This is a genomic window from Paraburkholderia kururiensis, from assembly GCF_034424375.1.
GTDB lineage: Bacteria > Pseudomonadota > Gammaproteobacteria > Burkholderiales > Burkholderiaceae > Paraburkholderia > Paraburkholderia kururiensis_A.
Genome location: NZ_CP139965.1, coordinates 2,865,863 through 2,880,610, shown reverse-complemented (window position 1 = coordinate 2,880,610; position 14,748 = coordinate 2,865,863). Strand labels below are relative to the sequence as shown.

General features: G+C 68.7%; 9 protein-coding genes. 4 read left to right on the top strand and 5 right to left on the bottom strand.

Features of this window, described 5'->3' with window-relative positions; genetic code table 11:
- Positions 1-96: 96 nt before the first annotated feature.
- On the bottom strand, positions 97-2,352 hold the full coding sequence (locus U0042_RS12810; protein WP_157977820.1) for a DUF6600 domain-containing protein: 2,256 nt from the start codon (positions 2,350-2,352) through the stop codon (positions 97-99).
- Positions 2,353-2,385: 33 nt separating this feature from the next.
- On the opposite strand from U0042_RS12810, the gene U0042_RS12805 reads away from it, so the two are divergent.
- On the top strand, positions 2,386-2,709 hold the full coding sequence (locus U0042_RS12805) for a hypothetical protein (protein WP_157977819.1): 324 nt from the start codon (positions 2,386-2,388) through the stop codon (positions 2,707-2,709).
- Entirely contained in the window at positions 2,706-3,929 is a 1,224-nt protein-coding gene (locus U0042_RS12800) for a DUF2252 domain-containing protein (RefSeq protein WP_114811091.1), read from the top strand. Before U0042_RS12805 ends, U0042_RS12800 begins: the two co-directional genes overlap by 4 nt.
- A gap of 80 nt (positions 3,930-4,009) precedes the next feature.
- Here the strand turns inward: U0042_RS12800 and U0042_RS12795 are convergent, their stop codons facing one another.
- From U0042_RS12795 to U0042_RS12780, 4 genes are all read right to left on the bottom strand, one after another.
- Positions 4,010-5,443: a metallophosphoesterase family protein gene (locus tag U0042_RS12795; RefSeq protein WP_114811090.1), complete on the bottom strand. Its 1,434-nt coding sequence runs from the start codon at positions 5,441-5,443 to the stop codon at positions 4,010-4,012.
- A gap of 191 nt (positions 5,444-5,634) precedes the next feature.
- Positions 5,635-5,853: a hypothetical protein gene (locus tag U0042_RS12790; RefSeq protein ID WP_114811089.1), complete on the bottom strand. Its 219-nt coding sequence runs from the start codon at positions 5,851-5,853 to the stop codon at positions 5,635-5,637.
- An 86-nt stretch (positions 5,854-5,939) separates the two neighbouring features.
- Positions 5,940-6,845: an AraC family transcriptional regulator gene (locus U0042_RS12785; RefSeq protein ID WP_114811088.1), complete on the bottom strand. Its 906-nt coding sequence runs from the start codon at positions 6,843-6,845 to the stop codon at positions 5,940-5,942.
- 538 nt (positions 6,846-7,383) lie between these two features.
- Positions 7,384-7,821 (bottom strand): hypothetical protein, encoded by a 438-nt coding sequence (locus U0042_RS12780; RefSeq protein ID WP_232833379.1) that lies wholly within the window; start codon positions 7,819-7,821, stop codon positions 7,384-7,386.
- Between the two features lie 4 nt (positions 7,822-7,825).
- Between U0042_RS12780 and U0042_RS12775 the strand changes: the two genes are divergently transcribed.
- Positions 7,826-10,582, top strand: a complete 2,757-nt coding sequence (locus U0042_RS12775; protein ID WP_232833378.1) for a sugar ABC transporter — start codon at positions 7,826-7,828, stop codon at positions 10,580-10,582.
- A complete protein-coding gene (locus U0042_RS12770; protein ID WP_327205056.1) occupies positions 10,572-14,681 on the top strand; it encodes a tetratricopeptide repeat protein in 4,110 nt (1,369 codons plus the stop codon). Before U0042_RS12775 ends, U0042_RS12770 begins: the two co-directional genes overlap by 11 nt.
- Positions 14,682-14,748: the final 67 nt, after the last annotated feature.

Genomic DNA, 14,748 nt, shown 5'->3' with positions numbered 1-14,748 from the left:
CAGCACGGCATCCCGCCCCTCATAGGACTGTCCGCGGCCCGGTTTTCATGACCGGGCCGCGGCATTTGCTGTCAGTCCTGCTTACGCGCCTGCACGTCAGCCGCGGTGCTCTTCCGCCTTGTGAGCGGGCGGATGGGACTGCGGGTGCGGCTGCGCCGAATGTGCGCTGGTGTGCGGCGCGGGTCGTGGCGCGGCGTTGGAGTGCTGGGCCGGACGCGGATTGTCGTGCGGTGCTTCCACGGCGTGAGGCTCTGCATGCTGCGCCGGCTCCGCATGGCGCGGCGCTTCTTGCGGCCGCACGGCTTCATGCTCCGGCTGCTGCGGCTCGTGCGGCGCCGCGGTTTCATGCGGCTGCATCCGCGCCGTTTGCGGCGCACGCGGGCCTTCCGGCTGAGGTGCCTCCTGAGGTGCCTCGAAACCGCCTTGCGCCGTCCGTCCGTTGCGCGCTTCCTCCTGCGCACGCGAGGCGCCGCCCGTCGGGTGCGGCACGCCATTGTCGGCGGCCGCGGGCGCGCGCGGTGCCGGCTCGCCGGGGTGCGCTTCACGGTCGATTCCATGGTTCGCTTCGCGGCTGTTTCCGTCCGCGGGCGCTTGCGGCGCGCCCGGCTCACGGGCCGTTTCGCCGCCGTGTTGCGGGGCTCGTTGCGGTTCGCCCTGCGGGGACGCCTGGAGTCCTGCCTGCCGGCCAACCGGCCGCGCCGTTTCGCGATCGATCACATGAAAGCCCTGCGTCTGTGGTTCGTGGGCCGCCGGCGCCCCGTGTGCGGTTTCGGGCGAAGCACTGCGCACGACCGGTTCGCCCGCGCCTTCCACGCGTCCGCCCGCTGACGCGAAACGCTGCGCAAGCGTGTCGTGGAATGCGGGCGGTACGGCCGGCGCACGCGTGGCGATGACCTGCCGCTGCGCGGCTTCGGCCGGCGCGCCGATCTTCGCGGCGCGCATGCCGCCCGCAAAGCTCTGCCGTACCGGGGCCACGGCGGGCGCGCCTGCTCCGAACTGCGCATGCGCCATCTGCTGCGGCGTGAGCGCATGGGCGGCCATGGCCACGGGTTGCCCATGCACGAAGGTGTTGGCCGGGACCGCGGTCACCGCGCCGGGCACGGTCTGGTTGATGTACGTGTTGTGCACGTTGGTGATGTTGTTGACGATCGTCGTGTTGTGGATGTTCGTCACGTTCACGTTGTTCACGCGTTCGTAGTAGCGCGGACTGTAGCCGTAGGCCGGATGCCAGGGCTCGCCCGGGCCGAGCGGGAGCCACGCCACGCCTGTGGTGATGGCCGCGCCGATGGTGAGGTTGATCCCCCAATGCGCGCCGCCGCCTCCGCCCCCCACGAAGGCCACGAGCGCCGGCGCATAGCAGGGCGGCCGCGTGACCACGACCGGGCCGGGCACCCACGCCCACACGCGGTCGATATACGCCCAACGTCCATAGTGGAACGGCGCGAAGCCCCAGGGCGCGTCGTCGATCCATGTCCAGCCCCATGGCGCGATCCACGCCCAGTGCCCGGCGTGATACGGCACCCAGCCGGCCGAGACGGCTACCGTCGGCACCCACACCTCGCCGTAGGTCGGATCGTGTCGCCACGTGCCGTTGGCATCCAGTGCTTCGTAGCCCGGCATCTCGCGCGAGACGTAGCGCGCCGAGACCGACTCGTCTTCGGCGCGGTCGCGCGCGGCGACCCAACGGTCGAAGCTGTCCGGCGCGGGGGCCGCACCGCCCGCCTGCTGCTGGAGATTCGTGCCGACGAAGCGGATCTGCTCGCCCGCGCTCATGGCATACGAGCCGCCGTCGCCGTACAGGGTGGCCGTTCCCGAGCGCAGCGTGACCGTCGTGGCGCTGCCGTCCGGCGCCACGTCGACGCGAAAGAGTCCGGCGTTCGTGGCGACGAGCGCGACGTTCGGCGTGTCGATCTCGAAGCTTTGGCCGGCGGGCAACGCGCGTACGTGCGCCGAAAGGGAGCCTTGCGTGACCTTGAGCTGCGTGACGGTGTCGGTGAGGTCGACGATATCGAGGGCGGTCTGCTGGTCGAGCCGCAACGCGGTGGAGCCCGCATGCAGTTCGGCCCGCGCGCCGCTGTCGGCCCAGAGTTGGTCGCCGGTGGTGAGCGGACGGTTCAGCACGGCGTAGGACCAGTCGGTGAGGCCCGCGGGCTCCATCGTGACGGTGCCGTTGAAGTAGTCGAGGCGCGCCACACGGCCCGGCGGGTCGCTCGCCGCAGCGCCTGCCGGCACGCCGCCCGGTGCCGCGGGCGATGGCACGGTGTCCTGAGCAAATCCAGGTGGGGCAATGAGGGCGAGCGCGGCGCATAGCGATAGCGCGCCCGCGCGGATGCGGTGCAAGCTTGTTGTCATTATTCGAAGCTCCGTTGTTATGGATCTGTCAGCGTGGACTGCGGCAAGCGGAATCAGGCCGGCTTCACCTGTGTCGTCACGTTTGCTAACGCCGTGATTGTTAAACGCGATGACACGCGCGAACCCGTCGCCGCGCACGACATTGCAACGAAATGTGAGTCCTGTATCGCGCGCGGCATGGGCGTCTGTAAAGGACACGAAAGCGCGCGACAGGGCACGAGCGCGCGTGCGTTGGTGGTATGGTCGGGCTTCGGTGTGTCCGTTTTAGGCGCCCGGATGCAGCGCGTGCGCGAGCGTCTTTCGTTCGGCGCGCTGCGCCGGCGCCCACCCATCACCACAAGACAGGGAGCCCCATGATCGACGCCGTGAAGGAAATCGCGGACCGGAACGCCAACCGCGAGCCGGAGCGCCTGGCCATGAAATACCGCGCCATGCGCACGTCGCCGTTCGTGTTCCTGCGCGGCACGTGCCACCTCTTCTACCGCCGGGTGCCGGCTCAGGGCGTGCTGGCGCAGGGGCCCACGGTGTGGATCTGCGGCGACATGCATCTGGAGAACTTCGGCAGCTACAAGGCCGACAACCGGCTCGTCTATTTCGACATCAACGACTTCGACGAGGCGTGTCTCGCGCCCGCGCTCTACGAGGTGGTACGGCTGCTCACGAGCGTGCTGGTGGGCGCCGCGGACCTGAAGCTCTCGCGCGCGGAAGCGCTGGGCCTGTGCCATTCGGCCGTGGACGCCTACGCGCGCGCACTCGCCTTCGGCAAGGCGCGCTGGGTGGAGCCGGAGACGTCGGTGGGCCTCGTGCGCGAACTCTTCGACGGCCTCGCCAAGCGCACGCGTGCGGATCACCTCGATCGCCGCACTGACCTCAAGGGCAAGAAGCGCGTACTGCGCGTGGACGGCAAGAAGGCGCTGCCCGTCGACGACCCCACGCGCGAAGCCGTGACCGCGTTCATGGCGAGCTTCGCGAAAGAACTCCAGACGCCCGACGCGCCCGCGTTCTATCGCGTGATCGACGTGGCGCGGCGCATCGCGGGCACGGGCAGCCTCGGCGTGGACCGGTACGTGGTGCTCGTGGAAGGCAAGGGCTCGCCGGACGGCAACTATCTGATCGATCTGAAAGAAGCGCTGCCTTCGTCGGTGGCGCCGACCCTGAAGACGAAGCAGCCGCACTGGTCCACTGAGGCGCAGCGCGTGGTGGCCGTGCAGCAGCGCATGCAGGCCGTCTCGCAGGCGTTCCTGCATGCCGTCACGTTCAACGGCCGTCCGTATGTGCTGCGCGGCCTGCAACCGTCGGAGGACCGCGTCGCGCTCGCGAACCGCGACGGCAAACTGCCGCCGCTGGAAGACGTGGTGAACACCATGGCCGAACTCTGCGCGTGGGCGCAGTTGCGCAGCGGCGGCCGCGAAGGCTCCGCCATCGCCGACGAGATGATCGCGTTCGGCGAGAAGACCGACTGGCAGATGCCGCTCATCGAGCTGGCCCTGCAATGCGAGAAGCAGGTGCAGGACGACTGGCGCGCGTATTGCGAGGCGTATGACGGCGGGGTGTTCGGGGCCGCGGCGAAGGGCTAGGGCCAGGGCGGCCGGCGGCGCGCCGCCACGTGCGAGCAGGCGGTTGTTCGCTTCACACCTGCAGGCGGCGATGGGCTTCGCTACTTGCCGCGCCGCTTCCCGGGCTGAGGCGCAAGCATGGCGCGCGCCCTGGCCGCGGCCTGCGGATGGCCCAGGTCGCGCGCCGCGAAGTGCGCGATCTTGCGCCCGGCAAGGCTCACGTTGACGTAGTCGTTGGGCGCTTTGGTCTGCGTGCCGTCGGCGGCACAGTGGTACTCGATGCGCAACTGGCTCTGCGTGACCACCACGCGCAGGTAGCCGTAATGCGTGTCGTCGTAGTTTTCGAGCACCACCTGGTCCGTGTCATTCGATGCCGCCTGCACGATTTGCGGCGCGCGCGGCGCCGGCGCGCCGGGCTTCGCGAGCTTGACGAGCCCGTGTCCGCCATTGCCGCAGACCACGTACGGAATCTGCGTGCCGTCCGTGCTGCGTGTGCGCGTGTAGCGCTGGTAGTTGTGCGCGTGTCCCGACAGAAACGCGTGCGGCCATACGCCGTGCCGTTCGCAGACGGCGTCGATCTGCGCGAGCATGTCGACGCTCGAGCTATGTTGGCCTATCGCGTAGGGCGGGTGGTGGGTGGCGAAGAGGAGCGCGCCTTCGTAGCCTTCGTCCTTGATCCGCTTGAGCGCCGCGTCGAGAAAATCGAGCTGGCTCGTACCGATGCGCGGGTCGGCGATCACGCCCGGGTCTTCCAGCGTATTGCTGTAGAGCGCGAGCACGCGCACGAACGGCGCTTCGAACGTGAAGAACACGCCGGGCTGAATCTGCGCGGTGCGCGAGAGACCGCCCGCTTCGGGTGTCACCGCGAAGTCCGGCGCGCAGAAGTTGCGCAGGTAGGCGTCGAGGCTCGTTGCGTGCGCCTCGGGCGACACCATGCCGTCGTGGTTGCCCGCGCAGGCGAGGATCGGCGCGGGATAGTCGCGATACGGTTCGTAGAACTGATCGTAGTAATACTTGCCCTCGCCGAAGCTGTAGACGATGTCGCCCAGCAGCAAGGCGAACTGCGGCACTTCGGCGGCGTCGGCTTCGGTAAAGTCGGCGGTCATCTTGTCCGCGACTTCGTTTTGCGTAGCGGGGCCTTTGACGCTGCCGCAGTCGCCCGTGGCGTGAAAGACGAGCTGTCCCGACGACGTGATCGTATCGATGGCCTTCCGGTTGCCGCCGAAGACATCCGCGAGCGCGAGCTGCGGCTCGACGCCGCCGCGCGGCGCGGGAAACGGCAACGGAAACAGCTTGTGCTCGGCGTTGAGCTTGTCGATTTCCTTGTAGGCCGCGTCGTCGGAGGGATGCGGCACGCGAAATACGCTCGGGTCCGGCGTAGGCTGCGGCTGCGCGAACACCGGATGGTCGAGCACGCGCGGCGCGGCGAACGCGTTCCCCGTGCCGGGGGCGGTGCCGCTGCGTTGCTGGCGCGTTCCTTTCACCGCGTTTGCGCTTTTCTTCGATTGCGGTTTCGACGTTGATTTCGCGGCCATGAGGCGTTCTCCTGTCGGTGGGCATCGAGCTGCAAGGCACGACGGTGCGGCGTGCAGGCCGTACGACAGGAGGTCGGGCGGAAAGTGCCGTTTGGGGCCGCCGAAAAAAGCGTGAAAGAAGCGTGAAAGAAGCGGGGAAAAAAGCGCGGAAGAGAAGCAGCAGCGCCCGCGCCGCTTCCCGAACGAAGCACTCAGTCGAAGCAGTTCCTGAACGCCACCGCCGCGATCACCGGCACGGAAAGCACCAGCGGAATCGCGAAGTAGGGCACTTCGAGGTCCACGACCCAGCTATAAACCAGCCAGCCGATACCGGCGCCGAGCGTGACGAGCCCCACGAGCGCCGTCAGGATATTGAGCATGAGGTTCGACGGGCGCCAGCGCGTTCGTTCCTCTTTGGAAGACGTCTTCATCGCAGTTCCGGCGCAGTGCGCGGCAAGGGGGAGCAACGGGATAGGCGATGAATTTTACTCTGCGGTGGGCCGCAGGCGTATCGGTACTATCCGTGCGCGGGTGTGTGCGCGCCGAGCGGAAGAAAGATGTCTGTGACGGCTTCATGTTCGGCTACGTCGGGAAAGAAGCGCACGCGCTCGAAGAAGAGCGGCGCGTCGCGCGTCTCGTAGCCGCTTGCCGGCAGCCATTGCCGATAGAGCCATGCCACGGAGGCGCGCAGCGTCGCGTCCGACCCCGTGTGGCGCAGCCACGCGCAGCGGCCCCCGGGCAGCGTCGCCGGGCTCACGCCGAACGCGTTGTCCGCGATCTCGCGCGCGGTTGCGGCGCACAGGTCGAGTCGGTAGTCGGCGGGGGCGACGGTCTCCGGGTCGTTCCACGCCACGACGAACGTGCGGCTGGCGGCGGGCGGCAGGCGGTTTAGCTTGCGCCAGTCGATGAAACGGCGGATGGATTCACCGACGAGCCGCGGGTCGCCGCGATGCACGAGGCACGCCACGCGGGTTTCGGGAAAGTCCACGATGCGCACGGCGTCGTCGGTATGGACGGGCGTCATATGCGTGCTCCTGATCTGGCTGATGACCTGCGATGCCGCGTGCCACGCGTCCCAGCGCGGCGCCTCGCGAAACGCGGACGGCGATTGTCCGCTGTCTTTCCTGAAGGCGCGCGCGAAGGCTTCGGGCGCCTCGTAGCCGCTCGCGAGCGCGATCTGCATGATGGATTCGCGCTGACGAAACGCGAGCCTGTGCGATGCACGCGTGAGCCGCACGAGTTGCACGTACCGGTGCACGCCCACGCCGAAGCGCAGCGCGAACTGCCGGTGAAAATGGAACTTCGAGAACGCGGCCACGCGGCTCAAGCGTTCCACGTCGAGCGGCTCGTCCAGGTGGCGGTCGATGTAGTCGAGCACGCGCCGAAACCGCGCGTCGTGATCTCTGGCTGCGGGGTCGTGCAAGCTGGCCTCCCTCTTTGCCCGCCGCGGGTGACGTGCGGGATGACCGCAGCTTACCGGCAGCGCGGCGCGCGCGCCTGACCGGAATTGCTCGACGGCAGCTGCCGGCTATTTTTTGCCGGGCATGAAGCGCAGCGCAAAGCGCATGAGCGTCGGATGGTTTGCGGGCGCAGCCGCCGCGTGCCGTAGCCGGCGAAGCGCCGGTCGTTTTCTTTGAGGCACACACGGCGTCGGCAGTGTGCCCCCGCAATCTCCAACCCAATTCCGACCCATTTCCAACCGCATGACCCTAAATGGCCGCCGCGCATTTCCCGCCGAATTTCCCCCGCATTCCGCTCCCCATTTCCTCGCACCATTTCCTCCCTAATGCCGGGCCTCATGCGAATCGATGTCCGCCAATGCGAAACGGCGGTGTTGTAATGCCGCGACATAGGAAAAGAAAAGGCGCGGTGGAAATGCGCAAATGCGAAAACGTTTGCGGGTGTTTAGTTTCAAGTATTTGAAGCGGGTTGTTAAAACGGCGTGACGCGCGCGAACTGCCTCAGCTAACAAAGTTTGATGCTTGAAGAAAATTCTTCGCCGTGGTGGTGCGGTTAGAATCCACGCGCAGGACAGAACAGGCGCGAGGCGCAATTCGGTAGGGCGAGGCCGCAAAGGCTTGCCGCGGGGCGCGGCGGGGACATTGCCGGCACATCGGAGAAAATGCCCGCAGCGGCGAATTTCCGGTGAAAATACACGAATTGCGAAGACCTGGATTCACGAAAAGCAACATTCCGGACGCACGCGGCCGCTTTCGAATTTCGCCGCAATCGCATTGCGCGAATTTCATGAGCGGCCGGCGACCATAAAAGGGCAGGATGTTGATAACGAACAAGAACGCCGGGCAATACGGCGGTAATGAGCGAGGTGGCCGGGGGGCGAAATTGCAGCGCGCGGCGGCCGCCATTTCGGCAGCATTTTCCATTGCACTGGTGGTCAATGCCGTGCCGTCCCCGGCACGGGCGCAGCCAACCCCGGGCGCGAGCCAGCAGGCCGTTCGCCCCACGGTTTCGGAATCTTCCGCTGCTGTCGCCGCCCAGGGTGCCGCGGCAGGCCCGCAAGAAAGCACGCGTCCGAACATCGCCTTCTTCGACGGCGCCGATCCGCCCGTCGACCTGCTGCAGGCATTCGACGCCGTGGTGCTCGATCCCGCGCGCGGCTTCGATCCCGCGGCTCATCCGCTCACGCATACCCTCTGGCTCGCGCGCACCGATACGGGCGGCGCCGGCACCCCGGTTCTTTCCTACGTCGAGTCGCTCTGGCAGAAGGGCTATCGCGGCTTCCTGCTCGATACGCCCGCCGCCGTCGATGCGTTCGATGCCATTCACGCCGCGCATCCCGAAGCGCGCCTCATCATCGGCGGCAGTCGTCCGCTGGAAGCCGCGCGGCCTCATACAGGCGCGGCCGCTGGCCTTCGTGCGGGCGCTGCCAGCGGGCTGTATGCCGTGGTGGGCGGCTCGCTCGTGAAGGGCGCGGCTGCGGGCAACGCGTCCGCCGACGCCGCGGGCCAGCCCACGCTCGCGGAGGCACGTGCCTTCACCGAACAGACCGGCGTGCCCGTCATCTCCATCGACTACTGCCAGCGTGCCGACCGCGCCTGCGCGCGCGACACGGCCGCGAAGGCCCTCGCGGCCGGCGTGCTGCCCTACGCGACCGACCCGGAACGCGACGTCGTGGGCATCGGCGCCATCGAGGTGCTGCCGCGCAAGGTGCTCGTCGTGCAGGACCGCAACCCGAAGGCGATGCTCGACATCACGCCGGGCGTGGACTATGTGTCGACGCCGCTCAACTATCTGGGCTACGACGTCGAGTTCGCCGACTTCAATTCGCCGCTGCCGCGCAACGTGACGCCCGACCGCTATGCGGGCGTCGTGGTGTGGATCACCGGCAACTCGGTGCCGGACCCCGTGCAGTGGGAGCGCTGGCTCGGCGCACGCATTGCCGACCACGTGAACGTGGCGGTGTTCGGCCACTTCGGCTTCGACGCCGCCAACGACATGGGCCCGCAGCTCGATCTGCAACCCGTGGCCGGCAGGCCGGCGGGCGCGCTTTCGGTGGTGGTGCGCGACCCGATGATCGGCTTCGAAGTGGACCCGCGCCCCGACCCGCGTGACCTCGCGGGCTTGCGCGCGGGCGCGAAGAGCCGACCGCTGCTGCGGCTGTCGGCGGGCGACGGCGCGATCTTCGACCAGGCCGCCATCACCCCGTGGGGCGGCTTCACGCTCGACCCCTACGCGGTCTACACGCTCGACGCCATTTCGCAGGACCGCTGGGCCATCAATCCGATGGCGTTCCTCAAGGACGCGCTGCGCCTTTCGCCCATGCCGTCGCCGAACGTGACCACCGAAAACGGCCGGCGTCTTTTCATGTCGCACGTGGACGGCGACGGTTTCGCCTCGCGCACCGAGTTTCCCGGCCCCGACTTCTCGGGCGAAGCGCTCTACGAGCGCATCTTCACGAAGTACAAGGTGCCGATGACGCTTTCGGTGATCGAAGGCGAAGTGGGGCCCGCGGGCCTGCATCCCGACATTTCGCCGCGGCTCGAACAGATCGCGCGCAAGATGTTCGCGCTGCCGTATGTGGAGATCGGCTCGCACACGTATTCGCATCCGTTCCGCTGGGACTGGCTGGATCTCGTCACGGGCAAGCGCATCGACAACGGCGAATCCGACGACGGCTTCTCGCTCAACATTCCCGGCTATAAGTTCAACATCGACCGCGAGATCACGGGCACCATCGACTACATCAACTCGCGGCTCGCGCCGCCGGGCAAGCGCACCATGGTGCTGCAGTGGCCGGGCGACTGCCAGCCGCCCGGCGTGATCGTGCGCAAGGTGTACGCGGCGCACGTCTACAACATCAACGGCGGCGACACGGTCATCACGAAGTCGGCGCCCAGCTGGACGAACATCGCGCCCATCGGCGTGGAGAAGGGCACGGGGCCGGAATCGTTCCAGCTCTATGCGCCAAACCAGGACGAGAACGTCTACACGAACGACTGGCTGGGCCCGTTCTACGGCTTCACGCGCGTGCTCGAAACCTTCGACATGACGGACCGCCCGTATCGCTTCAAGCCCATCGACGTCTACTACCACATGTACAGCGGCACGAAGATCGCCTCGCTGCGTGCGCTCGAGCAGATTTTCTCGGCGGTGCTGAAGCAGCCGGTGCTGCCCGTGCACATCACGGACTACGCGCGCAAGGCGCTCGACTGGCGCACCTTCGCGGTGGCGCGCGAGGTGGACGGCAGCGGCTGGCGCGTGCGCGGCGACGGCGAGGTGCGCGAGCTGCGCTGGCCGCAGACGCAGGCGCCGGACCTCGCCACGGCCACGGGCGTGACGGGCTACAGCGACGGACCGGACGGCACCTACGTGCACATCGACGGCGGCAACGCGCGCTTCGCGTTCGAACCCGCGGGCACTCAAAGCGGCACGGATGCAGGCTCGCGCGCGCTGCCCTACATCGCCGAGGCCAACGGCTTCGTGCGCAACTTCCATCGCACCGCGAACGGCATGACCTTCGAGTTCGGCGGCTACTACGAACCGTTCGTGCGCATTGCCAACGGTGCGCGCTGCACGGCGAGCGTCGCGGGTCGCGCGGTGGCCGCGCAGCGCGACGGTACGTTCCTGCGCTTCGACACGCCCGGCGTGGCGGGCCAGACGGTCGACTATCAACCCGTGAGCGTGACCTGTGGCAACTGAGCGCTCACCCCTTCGTCCCGTCCATGGCCCGCACGGCGCCGTGCAGGCGCGTGCCGCGCTGCCCGCCAAACGTCCGCGCATCGCGCCGCTCTGGCTCGTGCTGCTGCTCGCGGGCATGGTCGTGCTCACGTTCTACGCGACGTGGCCGGGCGGCGGCCTGCGCGAGCGCGTGGCCACGGCGCCTACGAGCGAGTTGAGCGTCGCGTATCTCGAAGCGTGGCTGCGCGTGCAGCCCGACAACGAGGAATTCCTGCAACTGCTGGGCACGCAGTACCGCGAGGTCGGCCGGCTCGACGACGCGCTTCGCGTCGCGCAGCGCATGGCGCGCTCGCAGAGCCCGGACATGCGGCGCTCGGCGCTGCTGCTGCGCCTTGGCATCGACGAGCAGAAGGCGTTTGCGTACCCCGAAGGCAGCCGCAAGCGCGAGGAAGCGCTCGAACAGGTGCGCGACGAACTGCACGCGGCCGCGGCCATGCAATGGGACACGGACGACCTGCAACACCTCGCGTCGCGCGCGGCCGCCACGGGCACGCCCGCGCTCGCACGCGACCTGTACGCGCGGCTTTCGCAGCAGGACGCGGCGGGGCGCCGCGAGTGGGACCGCGCGCTTGCCCGCTATGCCGTGGAAACGGGCTCGTATCGCGAAGCGGCGGACGCGTACTTCCGCCTGCAAGACAGTGCGACGACGCTCGACGCGCGCCGCAACGCGTTCCTTTCCGGCATTCGCACGCTGCAGTCGGGCAACCTGCTCGCCGATGCGCTCGACGCCGCCCAGCGGCACGCGGGCTCGCTCGAAAACGACAAGGCCACGCTGATCGTGCTGCTCAATCTGGCGCGTGCCGCGCAGCGGCCCGATCTGGTGGACCGTTACGCGAAGGCGCTGGCGAAATACGCGGCGGTGCCGCTGCCGTCGCCGGAAGACGCGCAACGCGCGGCACGGTTCGCCTACATGGATGGACCGGTCGCGACCCCGCGCGGTGGCATGCGCGGGCCCGCCGGCCTGTACGCCGCGGCGCTGCGCGAGGGACTGGGCGCGCGCATCATGCGCGTAGCGGCGTCTGCAGCGGCAGCGGCAGCGCCGCGTATTTCGCAAGCATCGGCCGGCGCTTCTTCTCCCGCCGCTTCCGCTGCCTCGGCCTCGGCACCCGCTGCCGTCTCCACCGCGAAACCGGCCGCTTCGACCAACACCAACACCAACGCCAACGCCAACGCCAACGCTTCCGAAGACGTCGCGAGCCTCGTCTTTACCGCGTTCGTCGAATCGCGCGATCTGGACAACGCGCAGAAGATCGCCGAGCAGCAAGTGGCGCGTCATCCCGATTCCGGGCTGTGGCTGAAGCGCCTCGCGCAGGTGGCCGAGTGGAACCACGCGCCCGCGCTCGCGCTGAAGACGTGGCTCGCCTACGCGCGCACCTCGAACGACGCCGACGCGTGGCAGACCGTGCGGCGCATGGCGCCCATGCTCAACGACGACGAAGCGTATCTGGACGCCATGATCCACGCGTCGGCCGCCGCGCCCGCCGACATGAACCTCGTGGACGCCGTGACCTCGACCTACGAGCGGCTGGGCCGCCCTGACGACGCGCTCGCGTTCCTGCGTGCGCATCCGCGCGACGGCGCGGGCGACGCCATCGACGAACGCATCGCCACGCTCGCCGAGCGCGCGGGTCACGACGACGAGGCGCTCGCCGTCTACCGGCAACTGCTCGCGCGCCGTCCGGGCAACACGCTCTATGCCGTGCGGGCCGCCAGCCTTCTCTTTCGCCGCAGCGATTTCGCGGGCGCCTATGCGACGCTGCAAAAGTCGCACGACGCGGCGAAAGACGACGACGTGCTCTACTGGCGCAACTACGCGCAGGTCGCGCGGCTGTTGCAGAAGGACGGCGGCGCGAACGACGCGTACCGTCATCTGCTCGCGGGCGGCAAGGAAAGCCCCGACGACCTCGCGGCGATGACGTATTTCTACAGCGCCTGGCCGCTCGACGCCGGCCGCACCGCCGAACTTCAGTATCGGCGCGACGGCACCGTGCGTGCGTTGCAGCTTGCGCTCTTCAACTACACGAGCGCGCGCGCCTGGGACCGGGCGGCCGCGCTGCTTGCGAGCCTCACGCCGAAAGAGCGCGAGCAGGCCGAAGCGTCGGTGGAATTTCTCACTACGCGTGCCGAGTACGAACGGCAGACGGACCACGTCGAGCAGGCGCTGCGCGATCTCGAACGCGCCGTCGCGCTGCCCGACGCCACGGACGACGCCCGCGCCGCGCTCTTGTGGACGCTCGTGGACGACGGCAACGACGCGGCGCTCAAGCGCGCGCGCTGGCGGTGGTGCGAGAACGCCCAGCAGCGGCCCGCGCTGTGGGGACCGTGCGCCGCCGCCGAACTGCGCATGGACCGGCCCGTGGCGGCGCTGCGTCTGTTGCGTCTGCAATCGGCCACGATGCAGCGCGACCCACTCTGGCTGCTCACCTACGCCGACGCCGAAGAGCAGGCGGGGCGCGCGGATCTCGCGCGCTCCATTCGCCGCCACGTCTGGCGCCGGCTGCAGCGCGAGAACCCGGCGGCACTGGCGGCCACCGGCCAGGTGGCAAAGACCGGGCTGCTGCAGGACGAAGACATGCGCGAACAGTTGAGCGGACGGCGCGTGACGCTGGCGCAGACCTTCGAGCGCGCCGACGTTTCGCTCGCGCTGCTCAACGACCTGATTGCGTCGGACGCGGGGCGCGACGGCAAGGGCCAGCCGCAGCCCGAGCAGCGCACGCTGCTGGGCAACACGCCAGGCCTGCTGCCGTTGCATCCGGCGAACACGGGCGGCAAGGCGGCCGGCGAGCCCGTCGATCCGCAACGCCTGAAGTCGGCGGTTGCCAAAGACGTGGCGCTCGCGTGGGCGCTGTCGCAGGAGGCGAACCCGCTTGCCAAACGCTGGCTCGCGCAGCAGTACGCGAACCGGCTCGCGCAGCCCGCCGACGCGCGATTGACGCTCGCGCTCGCCGACGGCGACACGGCCACGATGGAACATCTGCTCGACGAGGAGGGCGGCAAGCTGCCTGTCACGTCGCGCATCGACGCGTCCGTTGCTGTGGACCGTCCCACCGATGCCGAGCAACTGGCGTTCAACGCGCTTGAAGGCGCGCCGGACAACACCGACTACCAGACACGCCTGACCGACACGGCGCTCGCCTGGCCGCAATCCATCGACGCCGACGTCTCGAACCACATCGAGCATCCGCTCGACTACACGGAACTCGCGCTGTCGGCGAGCCGCAAGCTGACCGGGCGCTACCTCGTGGGCGTGACGAGCGTGCAGCGCTTCCAGCATTCGGCCGACGAGACCCAGCTCGTCAACGTGCCGGCCCAGGACCGCTCGATCGGCTTCTACGTGGAGCGGCGCACCAACGACACGTCCGTTACGCTCGCGGGCGGCCGGCGCGAAGGGCTCGACAGCTTCTATACGGCCAATGTGGAAGCGGAAGTAGGCCGCAATTCGCCTGTCACGCTCACCGTGCGCGCGGGCCGCAACCAGAACGCGACCGAATCGCAGGCGCTGCTCGTGGGCGGCATGAAGGACAACGTGGCCGGCACGCTGCTCTGGAACGTCACTCCGCGCTGGTACGTGTCGGGCAACGTGGAAGCCGACCGCTTCTACAGCCAGGCGCGCAACTACCTGGGCAGCGGCGTGCTGACGACGGGCGAGATCGGTTACCGCATCCGCACTACCTACCCCGACTACACGCTGCGCGTGGTCGGTACGCGCGGCAGCTACGGCGCCAGCGGCGGCGCGGACGCGCTGATTTCGCGGCTCCTGCCCGCAACGGCCGGGCCCGCGACCGCCGCGACGTTCGTGCCGCAGACCTACGCGCAATACGGTTTCTTCGCCAGCGTGGGCGGCGCGCTGCGCGAGCAGTACACGCACGCATGGCGTCCGTTCGCGGAAGTGGGCCTCGTCCACGACTCGCTGCAGGGCTGGGGCCCGCAGCTGAGCGCGGGCGTGGCGGGCACTGTGTTCGGCGGCGACCATGCCGCCGTCTATGTGGAGTATCAGCGCGTGTCGCAGCTCGGCACGTCGGTGCGGGTGATCGGCGGGCGCTACAGCTGGTTCTATTGAGGCAGGCAGGCGGGGCGGCACACGCGAAGCTTCGCGCGGCCGCTCCGGCACAAGCGGGCAGACCGTC

Coding starts and splice junctions, on each gene's coding strand:
- U0042_RS12800 (WP_114811091.1), top strand. CDS start 2,706: ATGATCGACGCCGTGAAGGAAATCGCGGACCGGAACGCCAACCGCGAG.
- U0042_RS12790 (WP_114811089.1), bottom strand. CDS start 5,853: ATGAAGACGTCTTCCAAAGAGGAACGAACGCGCTGGCGCCCGTCGAAC.
- U0042_RS12810 (WP_157977820.1), bottom strand. CDS start 2,352: ATGACAACAAGCTTGCACCGCATCCGCGCGGGCGCGCTATCGCTATGC.
- U0042_RS12795 (WP_114811090.1), bottom strand. CDS start 5,443: ATGGCCGCGAAATCAACGTCGAAACCGCAATCGAAGAAAAGCGCAAAC.